The organism is Tenggerimyces flavus (assembly GCF_016907715.1).
In the GTDB taxonomy this organism is placed as follows: domain Bacteria; phylum Actinomycetota; class Actinomycetes; order Propionibacteriales; family Actinopolymorphaceae; genus Tenggerimyces; species Tenggerimyces flavus.
The window spans coordinates 2,510,048-2,523,410 of record NZ_JAFBCM010000001.1; the positions used below are offsets into that span (position 1 = coordinate 2,510,048).

Consider the following 13,363-nt stretch of genomic DNA (forward strand, 5'->3'; position numbering starts at 1 on the left):
GGCTAGGCTCGACTGCGGACAGCAGAGCCAGATAGTCAGGGAGGGTACGTGGCCACCATCGAGGCCGTCGGCGCGCGGGAGATCCTGGACTCGCGCGGCAATCCCACCGTCGAGGTCGAGGTCGCCCTCGACGACGGCACCATCGAGCGCGCGGCCGTTCCGTCGGGCGCGAGCACCGGACAGTTCGAGGCCGTCGAGCTCCGGGACGGCGACGACAAGCGGTACGGCGGCAAGGGCGTGCAGACCGCCGTGGACGCCGTTCTCGACACGATCGGGCCCGAGCTCGTCGGGTACGAGGCCAGCGAGCAGCGGCTCGTCGACCAGAAGCTGATCGACCTGGACGGCACCCCGAACAAGGCGCAGCTCGGCGCGAACGCGCTCCTCGGCGTCTCGCTCGCCGTCGCCCGCGCCGCCGCCGAGTCGGCCAACCTGCCGCTCTTCCGCTACATCGGCGGACCGAACGCGCACCGGCTCCCGGTGCCGATGTTCAACATCATCAACGGCGGCGCGCACGCCGACAACAACGTGGACTTCCAGGAGTTCATGATCGCCCCGATCGGTGCTGCCACGTTCTCCGAGGCACTGCGTTGGGGCGCCGAGACGTACCACGCGCTCAAGTCGCTGCTGAAGAGCCGCGGCCTGTCGACCGGACTCGGCGACGAGGGCGGCTTCGCGCCGGACTTGCCGTCGAACCGGGACGCGCTGGAGCTGATCAAGACCGCCGTCGAGAACGCCGGCTTCCGCTGGGGACCGGACATCGCGGTCGCGCTGGACGCGGCGGCGACGGAGTTCTACGACGCCGACAAGAACGCGTACATCTTCGAGGGCGCGCCGAAGTCGTCGGAGGAGATGGCGACGCTGTATGGCGAGCTGCTCGACGCGTACCCGATCGTCTCCTTCGAGGACCCGCTGGCCGAGGACGACTGGGCCGGCTGGACCGCGATGACCGGCGCGATCGGCAGCCGGGTGCAGATCGTCGGCGACGACCTGTTCGTCACCAACCCCGAGCGCCTGGCCCGTGGCATCAAGGAGTCCGCGGCGAACTCGATCCTGATCAAGGTCAACCAGATCGGTACGCTGACCGAGACGCTGGACGCCGTCGAGCTCGCGCACAAGTCCGCGATGACCTGCATGATCAGTCACCGCTCGGGCGAGACCGAGGACACCACGATCGCCGACCTCGTCGTCGCGACGAACGCCGGCCAGATCAAGTCCGGTGCCCCGGCCCGCAGCGAGCGCGTCGCGAAGTACAACCAGCTGCTCCGCATCGAGGAGGAGCTGGACGACGCCGCACGGTACGCCGGACGTTCGGCGTTCCCGCGCTTCACCGGCGGAGCCTGAGCCCCCATGCCGGGTCCCCGTCGCAGCCCGCGTCCCGCCGCTCGTGGCAGGACGCGGGCAGGCACGTCCCCGGGTTCGCCGGGGCGTGGCGCGCGGTCGGGCCCGGAACGTACGCGCCGCACCGTCCCCACCGACGCCCCGGCCGGCCCGCCGCCGGCCGGTCCGTCGGGGCCCTCCGCCGCGGCGAGGCGGTCCAGCCTCACCGGCCGGGCCGCGATCCTCGCGCTCGTGCTGGCGGCGCTGGTCGTCTCGTACGCCTCGTCGCTGCGCGCGTGGGCCGAGCAGCGCTCGCAGATCGCCGAGCTGAAGGCCGAGCAGGCGGACCGTACCGAACGCGTCGGCGAGCTCGAGGACGAGCTGAACCGCTGGAACGATCCGGCGTACATCGAGGCCCAGGCGCGCGAACGGTTCGGCTGGGTGCTGCCCGGCGAGACCGGCTACAAGGTCGTCGACGAGACCGCGGGCGAGACCGCCAAGCCCCCGACCGAGAAGTCGTCGGCGAAGGGCAACGCGGCGCGGCCCTGGTGGTCGACCTTGTGGGGCAGCGTGGAGAACGCCGGCAACCCACCGGTCCCGTCGGCGGAGCCGAAGAAGCCCAAACCGGCGGCGACGATCGACCCCGAAGTCACGCCCGGCCAGTGACGGTTTCCCCCTCCGACCTCGACGCGGTCAGCGCGCAGCTCGGCCGGCCGGCGCGTGGCGTACGAGCGGTCGCGCACCGCTGCGGCTGCGGCCTGCCGGACGTCGTCGAGACGCTGCCGCGATTGCCGGACGGTACGCCGTTCCCGACCACGTTCTACCTGACCTGCCCGCGCGCCGCCGCCGAGATCGGGCGGCTGGAGGCGAGCGGGCTGATGCGCGAGTGGACGTCGCGGCTCGAGTCCGACCCCGAGCTGGCCGCCGCGTACCGCAAGGCGCACGAGGCGTACCTCGCGCACCGCGAGGCGATCTCGTCGGTGCCGGAGATCGCCGGCGTCTCGGCGGGCGGCATGCCGGACCGGGTGAAATGCCTGCACGCGCTGGTCGGCCACGCCTTGGCGGCTGGGCAGGGCGTCAACCCGCTCGGCGACGAGGCGCTGGAGTTGCTGCCGGATTGGTGGGCCGAGGGGCCCTGTGTGGGTGAGGAGCCCGGATGAGGGTCGCGGCGATCGACTGTGGGACGAACTCGATCCGGCTGCTGGTGGCCGAGGTCTCCGCTGCTGCTGGGACGCTGGTGGATCTCGATCGGCGGTTGGAGATCGTGCGGCTCGGGCAGGACGTGGACCGGACCGGGCAGCTGGCGCCGGAGGCATTGGAACGGACGTTCGCCGCCTGTGAGGTGTACGCCGCGCGCATCGCCGAGCTCGGTGCGGAGCGCGTGCGCTTCGTCGCCACCTCGGCGACCCGGGACGCGTCGAACCGAGCGGAGTTCGTGGACGGCGTGCGTTCGCTCCTCGGGGTCGAGCCGGAAGTCGTGACGGGCGCGGAGGAGGCGGCGCTCTCGTTCGCCGGTTCCACGCGCGAGCTCACCGAGGGCGGACCGTACCTCGTCGTCGACATCGGCGGTGGGTCGACGGAGTTCGTGCTCGGCGGTGCTTCGCCGGAAGCCTCGATCTCGGTGGACCTGGGGTGCGTACGGCTCACCGAGCGCCACCTGAACACCTCGCCGCCCACGATGGAGGGTGTCTTCGCGGCGCTGGCCGAGGTGGAGCGGCAGCTCGACCTCGCCGCCGCGGCGGTGCCGCTCGAGCAGGCGAAGACGTTCGTCGGCCTCGCCGGAACGGTGACGACTGTGGCCGCGATGGTGCTGGACCTCCCCGCGTACGAGCCGGAACGCATCCACCACGCGCGCATCTCCGCGGCGGACGTGCACACCGTCACCGAGCGGTTGCTGCACCTGTCGCACGAGCAACGTGCCGCGCTGCCGTTCATGCATCCCGGTCGCGTCGACGTGATCGGCGCGGGTGCGCTGATCCTGGACTGCATCGTGCAACGGGCGAAGGCCGCCGAGGTCGTCGTGAGTGAGCACGACATCCTCGACGGCATCGCCTGGTCACTTGCTTAGGGCATGTCTCTCAAATATCGCCGGGCGCGCGACACCCCACATCCCGCCTGGCCGCGGTCCAGCTCGTCACCCATATAACCAATATGAGTTCCTCCTGCACCACGCCCAGCCGGGCGCGGGGCGCCGCGCGCTCGCGCGCTTTGCCGACGCTCTTTGAGAGACACGCCCTAGTGGGGTGAGGGGACGGTCGTCAGCAGCCTGCCGTCCTCGTCGTAGGCCTCGACCTTCGTCAACGTCACCTCGGTCTTGGTGACGATGAAGTACTGCCGCAGCTCCCAGTCCAGCGTCCAGCCCGCGACGACGCCCTCGTACCTCTTGCCCTTCGCGTCGATCCCGACGACGCGGTGGACGGTGGTGGCGGCGCGGCCGGCGTAGAACTCTTGGCCGGTCTCGACGTGGTCGCCGTCGCCGTCGACGGGGAGGTTGAGCGCGTGCGTCGACGTCAACGTGGCGTTGCCGGGGTCGTCCGGTTGCGGGAGCGTCGTGCCCGAGCAGCCGGCGCCCTCGCCGGGGTTCTCCGGCCCGCCGCTCAGCCACAGCGTGTGGTAGCAGAGCATCGGCTTGCCGGACACGTTCCGCGGCGCGTCCGCCGCGACCCGGTACGCGCCGAGCGCCCAGCGGCTGCCGTCGGTTCCCGCGACGACGTCGATCGGGACGAACTGGCCGTCGCCGAGGTCGTCGATTCGCCGTGCGGCCCGGAAGACCTCCTCGGCCTCCCGCGTCGTGAGGCGGCCTCTGGCGTCCGGCCAAAGCTCCAGCGACGGGTTCGGCGAGGGATGGACATCGGTCGGCGCCGGCGCGGGGAGCGAGGGCGTGGCAGCCGGCGTGATCGTCGGCGCGGGCCGGGTGAGCGCGTGGACGCCGAACGCTCCGGCCACCGCGACGCTGGCCGCCGCGAGGCCGAGGAGAACGGGCCGTGCCGTACTCCGCCTCCGTAGCTGCGGCTCGGTCGCCCGCCACAGCGCGTCGAGGTCCACGCGCCGGGTCGACGCCTGGTCGTCGAGTGCTTCGCGCACCCTGTCTTCGAGCCTGTTCATGACTGCTTCTCCAAGCTGTCGGCGAGCTCCCGGAGAGCCCGTGAGACGTGCGACTTGACGGTGGTGGGCGAGACGCCCATCACGGCGCCGGCCTCGGCGTCGGAGAGGTCCATCCAGTAGCGGAGGACGAGCGCCTCGCGCCGCCGTACCGGCAGCCGGTCGACGGCGCGGAGCAGCTCGCGGTGCTCGTCCCTGATGACCACGGCTTCCTCCGCCGAGGCTGCCGGCGGCTCGGGCGGGGGCTGTTTGCGCCGCACGACATGCAGATGCCGGTGTCGGCCACGGACCAGGTTGACCACGGTCCGCTGGACGTAGCTCACCGGGTCGCGCGCCCGGTCCCACGCCTGGTAGAGCCGAACGAACGCCTCCTGCGCCACGTTCTCCGGGTCGTCGGCTCCGAGCAGCGCGGCCAGCCGCACCATCCGCGCCGCGTGCCCGTAGAACAGCTCCCCGAACTCCCCGCGTGCCGTGTCCACCTCGGGACCCGCCTTCGTCAGTAGCTCCACGCTAGATAGATGCGCGACCGGGCTGGAAGTTGCACACGGTCTGTCCGCTTCCTGGCAGAGTCGGCCCATGCGCGTACTGGTCTCGGTGGACATGGAGGGCATCGCCGGTGTCGTCGACGGCGTGGATGTGCGGCCGGGGGAGAGTGAGTACGAGCGCAACCGGGAGCTGATGACGGCTGAGGCCAACGCCGCGGTGCGGGGCGTCTTCGCACACGCGGGGTCGGCCGAGGTGTTGGTGAGCGACGCGCACGCGCGGTTCCGCAACCTCCTCCCTGAGCGGCTCGACCGGCGTGCCCGGCTGCTGCGCGGCAAGCCCAAGCAGTGGGGCATGCTCGCCGGCATCGAGTCGGGCGTGGACGCGGTCGTGTTCGTCGGCTACCACGGCAAGGCCGGCTCGGCGCAGTCCGTTCTCGCCCACACGGTGAACGGCGGGGTGTTCGCCGACGTGCGGTGCAACGGCACCTCGCTGGGCGAGATCGGCCTGAACGCCGCGCTGGCCGCACATCACCAGGCCGTCCCCGTCCTCGTCGCGGGCGACGACACGGTCGCGGCCGAGGCCGGCGGGATCGTCCCCGGCATCCACGCCGTCGTGGTCAAGCGCGCCCTCGGCGCCCGTGCAGCCGAGTCGCTGCACCCCGAGGAGGCGTGCGCCCGTATCGAGGCCGGCGTCCCCGACGCCCTCCGCGACCGCGCCGCCGTCCGCCCACCCCGCTTCGGCGACCAGGTCCAGCTGGAGATCGACGTCCTCAGCCCCGGCATGACCGAGCTAGCCCTGCTCATCCCGGGCATGGAGCGCCTGGACGGCTGCACCCTCCGTTACCAGGCTGCCGACTTCCCGACCGCGTACCGCCTGGTCCAGCTCGTCTCCGTCCTCGGGAGCAGCTAGCCTCGATCTTTCGTCCGGCGGTGGGTTCGACCGGTCCGCCGCGCCCCGCCCCAGGGCAAATGATCATGTTTACATGATCATTTGCCCCTTTACGTGGGGTGGACGCCAGGTAGAGCGGCGACTGGCCGGGTAAGGCGACCACGACGCTTCACCTACGGAGTGCCTTCCCTCTCAGCTCACTCGAGACGTCGCCACACCTCTCGCAATCCCGCCTGGCCGCGGTGCACGTCGTCACCCAAGGACAAACGATGAATTCCTCCTGCACCACGCCCAGCCGGGCGCGCTCTGTGAATTTCCTTGGGGCCGCGCGCCATCGCGCCGCGCGCGATGACCGACGCTACTTAAGAGACACGGCCTAGCCGTGAACGCGATCGTCATCGTCCTGTTCGTCGTACAGAGCCTTCAGGCACCGGCCGTCGCAGCCCTGGGAGCGGCCGCCGTCATCTGCGCCGCGTTCGCCGTCCTGGAGTACCGCGCGACCCGGGCCGTGCCGCAGGAGCAGTAGACCAGTGGTCCGCAACGCGCCCCCAACGGCCCTGGTCAGCCGCAAAGGCCCAGGCCAGCCAGCGGACGGGTGGTCTACATTCGATCCGTCAGGGGATAGCGCCAGCCCGCGATCTGGCGTCAAGTAGAGAGGCAGCGGCGGAGTAGGGAAGGAGTGTCGGCTATGCAGAGCTCGCCCCCCGGCAAGGTTGGAGAGATCCGAGCACGGCTGCTCAGCCTCGTCGACAACCTCCCCGAGGGCGCCCTGTTGCCGTCCGAACGCGAGCTCGCCGCCAAATGGCAGGTCTCTCGGATGACCCTCCGCAGAGCCATGGACGAGCTCGTCGCCGAAGAGCTGCTCATCCGCAGACAAGGCAGCGGTACGTTCACCTGCCGCCCCAAGGTCGTCCGGCGGCTGGTGATGACCTCGTTCTCCGACGACATGCGCCGGCGTGGACTCACGCCGGGCAGCACGACGCTGGAGTTCCGCCGGCACCGCGCGGACCGCGGCCTGGCACGCCGGCTTCGCATCCCGGTCGGGGACATGGTCCTCGCGTTCATCCGCCTCCGAACGGCCGACGACGTGCCGATGGTGGTCGAACGCACCAGCCTCCCCGACGCCTACGTCCCCGGTCTGCAGCCGGAGGACCTCAACAACTCCTGGTACGAGCTCCTCGCCGTCCGCTACGGCGTCGAGGTCGCCACCGGCACGTCACGGCTCGAGCCAGCGATGCCCGACACCCGGACCGCCGAATGGCTCGGCATCCCGGTCACTCAACCCTGCTTGGTGTTTCGAACGACAGTCCTCGATGGCCGCGGGCGCGTCTTCGAAACCGGCAGTGCCGTCTATCGCGGTGACCGCTACACCCTCACCGCCGAGCTCCGACCTCCACGACAGGTCGTCCGCCCCAACGTCGGCATGGGGCCCACGGGGTAAAGTCCCTCCCTCGCAACGGAGTCAGTCATGTCAACCCTCACACGTCGCCACCTCGTGGGCTCAATCGCCTTGCTGGCAGTGGTTTCCGCCCTCGCCGCCTGCGGCAACAACGGAGCGGGCACGGCCGATGGCAAGGTCACCTTGACGTTCTGGTCGCACACGCACCCGCCGATGGTCGAGCTCAACAAGAAGCTCGTCGCGGAGTACGAGAAGCAACACACCAACGTGAAAGTCCAATACGAGACGATCCCGAACGACCAGTTCGGAACGAAGATGCTGACCTCGCTGTCGAACGGCAGCGGCCCGGACATCATCAACATGGACGACAGCGCGCTGCGCGGCGAGTACCTGCCGAAGAAGCTGCTCGCCCCGATCGACCCCGAGGGCTTCGGCGCCAAGTCGGTCGACGAGATTCGCGCCAAATACAACGAAGGTACGCTCGACGGCGCCTCCGCGGACGGCCAGCTGTACGGCGTTCCCAGCGAGTTCAACGCCACCGCGTTCGTCATCAACACCAAGCACTTCAAGGACGCCGGGCTCGATCCCGCGAAGCCGCCGGCCACTTGGGACGACGTCACGACGTACGGCAAGAAGCTCGTCGCCGCCGGACACGAGCAGGCGTTCAGCTTCAACTACCTGCACTCCGGCTGGTACACCCAGCAGCTGCAGACTTTGCTCAACCAGACCGGCGGCGAGATCGCCGATCCGAAGACGCTGAAGGAAGCCGTCACCTCGCCCGAGGCCGTGAAAGCCCTGCAGATCTGGGCGAAACTCGCCACCGGACCGGACAAGGTGCACGACCCGAACGCCTCGTCGAGAGACGCGACGTCGCCGTTCTCCGACCTCGCGACCGGCCGCCAGTCGATGGCCGTCGTCTATCCCTGGTCGATGGAACAGATCCGGCAGAGCAACCCCGACACGTACAAGGAGCTCCAGGTCGTCCCGCTGCCGCAGGTCGATCCGGCCAAGCCGGTCAACCGCTGGTACGCGTACTACTGGGCCGTAAACGTCGCCAGCAAGCAGCAGCCCGAGGCGTGGAAGTTCATCTCGTTCATGGCCGACAACCACGAGCGTTGGATCGCCGACGTCGACTTCATCCAACCCGTCAAGGGCTGGGAGACCAGCGCGGCCGCGAAAGAGCTGCCCGCGTTGGACGTCTGGGCGGGCGCGTACGCGAACGGCGCGTTCGACACCGTCGTTCCGCACTACGCCGAGATCCAGGACGCCGTGACCGAGATGGTCAACGACGCCGTATTCAACGGAGTCGCCCCCGAGGAGGCGGCGAAGAAGGCGGCCGACCAGATCCAGCGCAGCCTGGACAGCTAGCCGACGATGGCGATTCTCAGCAACAGGACGTCCGAGCGGTCCGCGGAGGTCGATCCCGCGGACCCCGGACGCCGTGGGCGGCGGAGGCGGCGCGGGATCGGGCTCTCGCGCGACGTGATCGGCGCGCTGCTCGCCGTTCCCGCCGTCGTCCTGTTCGCGGCGTTCGCGGTCTACCCGATGCTGCGGGTGTTCTACCTGAGCGTCTTCGACTACAACCTGACCTCGGATCCCGAGTTCGTCGGGCTGGCCAACTTCGCCTTCCTGGCAACGGATTCGCGCTTCCACGAGGCGCTCGGCCAGACCGGCTTCTACGTGCTCGGTACGTACGGTCCCGCCCTGATCCTCGCGCTCGTCCTCGCCCAGGCGCTGCACACCAAGACCCGCGGCATGGGCCTGGTGCGGCTGCTGTACTTCGTCCCGGTCGCGATGAGCTGGGTCGCCGTCTCGGTGATCTGGCGCGTCGTGCTGCACCCGGACGGCCTGCTCAACCAGGCGCTGTCGATCGACGTGAACTGGCTGACCAGCTCCTCGACCGCGCGCTGGGGCCTGGTGATCATGAGCGTCTGGAAGGAGATGGGCTTCTTCCTGATCCTGTTCCTCGCCGGGCTGCAGGCCATCTCGCCCGACCTGCACGAGGCCGCGTCGCTCGACGGCGCCGGCAGCTTCCGCAGATTCTGGCATCTGACCCTGCCGTTGCTGCGACCCGTGACCGCGGTGTGTGCTGTGATGGCGGTGATCCGGGGGTTTCAGGCGTTCAGCCCGCAAGTCGTACTGACGGGCGGCTCGTTCGAGACCGAGGTGATCAACCTGTTCGTGTACAAGACCGCGTTCGAGAACGCGCGCATGGGACGCGCGTCCGCGGTCGCCGTCCTGATGTTCGGGGCGTTGCTCCTGCTCACGCTCATCCAGCTCCGCGCGTTCCGGAGGCGAGACCGGTGAGCGCCACGCTCGGCCGCGTCCTGCGCGTCTCGCTCACCACGCTGGGCGGGCTGATCTTCGTGTCTGTGTTGGTGTACGCGACGCTGTCGGCGCTCAAGCCAGCGAGCGAGGTGCTCGCCGTTCCGCTGTCGTGGTTGCCGAGTACGTTCGAATGGTCCAACTTCGCGCTGCCGTTCACCGAGACGCCGTTCGCGCGCTACTACCTGAACAGCGTCGTGGTGGGCGTCAGTGTCACCGTGCTGAACGTGGTGACGTGCACGGCGGCTGGGTACAGCTTCTCCAAGTTCGGCTACCGCGGCCGGAACGCGGTCTTCGTGATCATCCTGGCCACGTTGATGGTGCCGGTCGAGATCATCTACGTGCCATTGTACGCCCTGGTCTTCCAGCTGGGTTGGGTGAACTCGTTCGCGGGCCTGATCATCCCAGCCGGCACGAGCGCGTTCGGCATCTTCCTGATGCGGCAGTCGATCGACTCGGTGCCGGACGAGCTGCTCGAGGCGGCTCGGCTGGACGGTGCGGGCGAGCTTCGTACGCTCGTGTCGATCGTCGCGCCGGTCGTCCGCGCGCCGATCGCCGCGTTGGCGCTGTTCATCTTCATGACGAACTGGGACAGCCACCTGTGGCCCCTGCTGGTGGGCGCCGACGACGCCCACCGCACCCTGCCCGTCGGCCTGGCCGCGATGCAGGCGAACAACCTCGGCAGTGCGGGAGTGCCGATGATGATGGCAGCGGCGCTGCTGGCTCTGCTGCCGACTTTGTTGCTGTTTCTCTCGCTACAGCGAAGGTTTGTCGAGGGAGTGACCATGACTGCGGGAATGAGGTGAGCTGTGGTGTCAAGACTGCCGTACGCGGCGGGTGCGTTGATCGTGTCGTGTCAGGCGCGACCGGGCAATCCGCTGCATGGTCCGGAGCCGATGTCGCTGATGGCGAAAGCCGCCGTTGACGGCGGGGCGTCCGGGATCCGCGCCAATGGACCGGTGGATGTCGCGGCGATCCGCGCCGAGGTGTCCGTGCCGATCATCGGCATCTACAAGGTGGGCGACCCGTCTGGCGTTTTCATCACGCCGACGGTGGAGTCGGCCGCCGACGTCGTACGAGCGGGCGCCGACGTCGTCGCCTTGGACGGGACGCTGCGGCCTCGTCCGAACGGGCACACGTTGGCGACGCAGATCGAGTGGATCCATGCTGAGCTGGGCGTTCCCGTTCTGGCGGACGTGGACAGCGTCGAGTCGGCGCTCGTGGCGCGGGACGCTGGCGCTGACGCGGTGGCGACGACGTTGTCCGGCTACACGAACGGGTCGGTGCCGACAGACCCGGACATCCGACTGGTCGCAGACCTGGCGGCGAAGCTGGACTGCGAGGTCGTCGCGGAGGGGCGGTATCGGACCGCTGCGGACGTCCGGGCCGCTCTCGACGCCGGTGCGCACGCGGTCGTCGTGGGTACGGCGATCACGAACCCGTTGGCGATCACGCGGTGGATGGTGGAGGCGATGCGGTGAGGTGCGGGCACGGCGTGCACCCGTTCTCGATCCCGGACGGCTCCTTGATGGGCGGGTACGCGGCCCGTCTTGGTGGTAGTCAAGGCGTGCTTGACGGTCTTGAGGTGCACGCCTTCACAGTGTCGTCGGGCTCGCGGCGGCTGGTGTGGTTGGTGCTGGACGTGGTGGCGGTGAACGTCGACCTGGTTGCCTCGATCACCGATGCTGTCGTGGCTGCTGTGCCGTCTACTGCCGCTGAGCTGGTCTGGGTGAGCGCGACGCATACGCACTCCGGGCCGGAGACGCGTGTTGGTGCCCTTGGTGAAGAGACGCCTGCGTGGCTGGTCTCGCTGCTGGTGCCGGCGGCCGTTCTCGCGGTGCGGCGGGCGGTGGCGGAGGAGGCCTCGGCGTCGCTGACCTGGCATCGCGGTCGGTTGGACGGCGTGGGCGCGCAGCGGAGTGGGCCCGCTCCTCGGTCGTGGGTGCCGGTCGACGTTCTCGCTGTGCGTGGGCCTGCTGGTCTGTCCGGGGCGGTGGCGGTGCTGCCCGTTCATCCGACCGTGTTGGGTGCCGACTCCTGCGTGGTGAGCGCTGATCTGGCGGGGGCTGTGCGTCGTTCTCTGGGCGAGCAGTTGGGTGCGCGTACGTGGGTGATGGTCGCGACCGGGGCGGCAGGCGACGTGTCGACGCGCTTACACCGGCGTGCGCAGACGCCCGAGGAGCTTTCCTGGCTTGGTGAGCTGGCGGCGAGCCAGCTGGTCAACCTGCTCGCGACGAACGGTTTCGAGGTCGCCGGAGCGCTCGACGGAGCCGTTTCTCCCGACCTGCCCATGCCGGCGCGTACCGATGCGCCGGACACCTCGACGATCGAGGCTCATCGAGCCCGGCTCGTCGCGGCCCGGGCGAGCGGCGACCCGTTCGCCGTCCGGGAGGCGGAGACCGCGTTGCAGGGTGCCGAGCTCGGTGTCGGCCGGCGTTCTCCGTCCCCCCGGCTCGCCGTGTCGGTGCTGCGGATCGGCGACTTCACGCTGGTCGGGCTGGGCGGCGAACCGTACCTCGACCTCGCCGACCTGCTGCCGCCGAAGTCGGTGCTGGTCGGCTACACCGGCGGGTACCTGGGGTACCTGCCGACGCGAGCGGCGTACGCGACGCCGACCTACGAGGTGAACATGACGCCGGTGGCACCGGGCGGTGCCGAACTCGCGATCGAGGCTGCCGAGCGGCTCCGCTAGTCGTCTCCCCGCTCGAGGAAGGCGGGTCGTTCCCGTTCCCACTCGGGCACGTGGAGCGAGTTCAGCGCCGTGATGATCTTCTTCTCCTCGTAGAAGAAGTGCGACTCGAGCAGTACCGCGATGCCATCCAGCTCGCGGCCGATGGCCACGCGGTCGCCGGTGTCGAGGAGGTGCTGGAGGCGCTGCAGCAGGTGTTCGATCTGCCCGTGGTCGCGGCTCAGCGTGTCGAGGACAGGACTCAGCGTCGGGAACTGCTCGCGCAGCAAGGTGAACGCGTCGGAGTCCTCGCCGGTGTGGTGGCGGGTGATCGCGTGGCAGAACGCCAGGCAGTGGGTTCGTAGGTCGACGGCGGGCGAGTCCACGTTCTCGCGCAGGTGCGTGATCGTGTCGCGGAGCCAGTCATGGACGGCGATGAGCTGATTGCCGAACGCCGTGAGCCGGTCGTTCGCAGCGGAGATGTCATTCAAGGCGAACGCATGACATCACCTCGCCGGGCCGGCCGTCAAGTGCGCCGACGAACTCCCGTCGCGAGGAAGTAGAGCGCCGCGAAGTACGTCACCATCACCAGCACCCCCTGCTGCGGAACGACTTCCCGCCCCGCCAGACCGACGGCGATCAGCGTGTCCGACACGACGAACAACGCACCGCCCAGGCCCGTACGCCGGTTCAACCCCGCGGCCACGATCGCCATCGCGACCACCAGCAGGCTGTACCCCGCCAACTGGAATCGCAACTCACCGAGGTCCGACCACAGCCACCAGAGCCCCAGGACCCAGACCACCAGGTAGGCCAGCACGATCGGCACCCGGAGCCGCGCCCGGCGCAGGACCAGGAGCACGATGAAACACAGATGCGCCAGCCCGAACATCACGACGCCAACGACGAACAGGCCGTCGAGATCGAGCACGACGTCCGCCGCGGCACACAACAGCAGCGCCAGCGCGAGCAGCCCGCCGCGCCGAGTAGCCAGCGCGTACGCCAGAAGTGTCAACGCCGGAAGCGGTTTGGTGATCGACGTCCACGGCTCGACGTCGGCCAGCATCAGCCCGAGATGGGCGATCGCGAGGAGGAAGAACCCCGTCAGCAACACCGGCGCCACGCTGCGCTCGGTCCCCGTGTGCGTAGTCACCGAAGCACTATGCACCAGTTGGCCG

At 69.5% G+C, this 13,363-nt stretch carries 16 protein-coding genes; 12 read left to right on the forward strand and 4 right to left on the reverse strand.

The genetic code is table 11. The annotated features are described in order from the left end of the window. Positions 1–48 precede the first annotated feature (48 nt). The 4 genes from eno to JOD67_RS11695 are packed head-to-tail and all read left to right on the forward strand — an operon-like array spanning position 49 to position 3,385. Positions 49–1,341, forward strand: a complete 1,293-nt coding sequence (gene eno, locus JOD67_RS11680) for a phosphopyruvate hydratase (protein ID WP_205117464.1) — start codon at positions 49–51, stop codon at positions 1,339–1,341. 6 nt (positions 1,342–1,347) lie between these two features. Beyond that, the gene (locus JOD67_RS11685; RefSeq protein WP_205117465.1) at positions 1,348–1,983 is read left to right on the forward strand and encodes an FtsB family cell division protein; all 636 of its coding nucleotides are present in this window, start codon (positions 1,348–1,350) and stop codon (positions 1,981–1,983) included. After that, entirely contained in the window at positions 1,980–2,477 is a 498-nt protein-coding gene (locus JOD67_RS11690) for a DUF501 domain-containing protein (protein ID WP_205117466.1), read from the forward strand. Before JOD67_RS11685 ends, JOD67_RS11690 begins: the two co-directional genes overlap by 4 nt. After that, positions 2,474–3,385: a Ppx/GppA phosphatase family protein gene (locus JOD67_RS11695; RefSeq protein WP_205117467.1), complete on the forward strand. Its 912-nt coding sequence runs from the start codon at positions 2,474–2,476 to the stop codon at positions 3,383–3,385. The genes JOD67_RS11690 and JOD67_RS11695 overlap by 4 nt, the downstream gene beginning before the upstream one ends. Before the next feature lie 167 nt (positions 3,386–3,552). Here the strand turns inward: JOD67_RS11695 and JOD67_RS11700 are convergent, their stop codons facing one another. Together JOD67_RS11700 and JOD67_RS11705 are read right to left on the reverse strand one after the other, a co-directional pair. Continuing rightward, positions 3,553–4,422, reverse strand: coding sequence for a hypothetical protein (locus JOD67_RS11700; RefSeq protein ID WP_205117468.1), 870 nt, complete (start codon positions 4,420–4,422; stop codon positions 3,553–3,555). Continuing rightward, a complete protein-coding gene (locus JOD67_RS11705) occupies positions 4,419–4,928 on the reverse strand; it encodes a sigma-70 family RNA polymerase sigma factor (protein ID WP_205117469.1) in 510 nt (169 codons plus the stop codon). The genes JOD67_RS11700 and JOD67_RS11705 overlap by 4 nt, the downstream gene beginning before the upstream one ends. Positions 4,929–4,995: 67 nt before the next feature. Between JOD67_RS11705 and JOD67_RS11710 the strand changes: the two genes are divergently transcribed. The 8 genes from JOD67_RS11710 to JOD67_RS11745 all read left to right on the forward strand — a co-directional run bounded on the left by JOD67_RS11710 (position 4,996) and on the right by JOD67_RS11745 (position 12,209). Next, a complete protein-coding gene (locus JOD67_RS11710) occupies positions 4,996–5,814 on the forward strand; it encodes a M55 family metallopeptidase (RefSeq protein WP_205117470.1) in 819 nt (272 codons plus the stop codon). A gap of 361 nt (positions 5,815–6,175) precedes the next feature. Then, positions 6,176–6,319, forward strand: a complete 144-nt coding sequence (locus JOD67_RS11715; protein WP_205117471.1) for a hypothetical protein — start codon at positions 6,176–6,178, stop codon at positions 6,317–6,319. 162 nt (positions 6,320–6,481) lie between these two features. Continuing rightward, complete coding sequence (locus JOD67_RS11720) at positions 6,482–7,234, forward strand: GntR family transcriptional regulator (protein ID WP_205117472.1); 753 nt, start codon at positions 6,482–6,484, stop codon at positions 7,232–7,234. A gap of 27 nt (positions 7,235–7,261) precedes the next feature. Beyond that, positions 7,262–8,560 carry an ABC transporter substrate-binding protein gene (locus JOD67_RS11725; protein ID WP_205117473.1) on the forward strand — a complete coding sequence of 433 codons (1,299 nt, stop codon included), beginning with the start codon at positions 7,262–7,264 and terminating at the stop codon, positions 8,558–8,560. Positions 8,561–8,566: 6 nt separating this feature from the next. Next, complete coding sequence (locus tag JOD67_RS11730; RefSeq protein ID WP_205117474.1) at positions 8,567–9,499, forward strand: carbohydrate ABC transporter permease; 933 nt, start codon at positions 8,567–8,569, stop codon at positions 9,497–9,499. Next, entirely contained in the window at positions 9,496–10,323 is an 828-nt protein-coding gene (locus JOD67_RS11735; RefSeq protein ID WP_205117475.1) for a carbohydrate ABC transporter permease, read from the forward strand. Before JOD67_RS11730 ends, JOD67_RS11735 begins: the two co-directional genes overlap by 4 nt. Before the next feature lie 6 nt (positions 10,324–10,329). Beyond that, a complete protein-coding gene (locus JOD67_RS11740; protein ID WP_372442325.1) occupies positions 10,330–10,998 on the forward strand; it encodes an N-acetylmannosamine-6-phosphate 2-epimerase in 669 nt (222 codons plus the stop codon). 104 nt (positions 10,999–11,102) lie between these two features. Then, positions 11,103–12,209 carry a hypothetical protein gene (locus JOD67_RS11745; protein WP_205117477.1) on the forward strand — a complete coding sequence of 369 codons (1,107 nt, stop codon included), beginning with the start codon at positions 11,103–11,105 and terminating at the stop codon, positions 12,207–12,209. Here the strand turns inward: JOD67_RS11745 and JOD67_RS11750 are convergent. Both JOD67_RS11750 and JOD67_RS11755 read right to left on the reverse strand, forming a co-directional pair. Next, positions 12,206–12,676 (reverse strand): hemerythrin domain-containing protein, encoded by a 471-nt coding sequence (locus JOD67_RS11750; protein ID WP_239553811.1) that lies wholly within the window; start codon positions 12,674–12,676, stop codon positions 12,206–12,208. The two genes, JOD67_RS11745 and JOD67_RS11750, sit on opposite strands and share 4 nt — an antisense overlap. A 35-nt stretch (positions 12,677–12,711) precedes the next feature. Beyond that, positions 12,712–13,338 carry a lysoplasmalogenase family protein gene (locus JOD67_RS11755; protein WP_205117478.1) on the reverse strand — a complete coding sequence of 209 codons (627 nt, stop codon included), beginning with the start codon at positions 13,336–13,338 and terminating at the stop codon, positions 12,712–12,714. Positions 13,339–13,363: the final 25 nt, after the last annotated feature.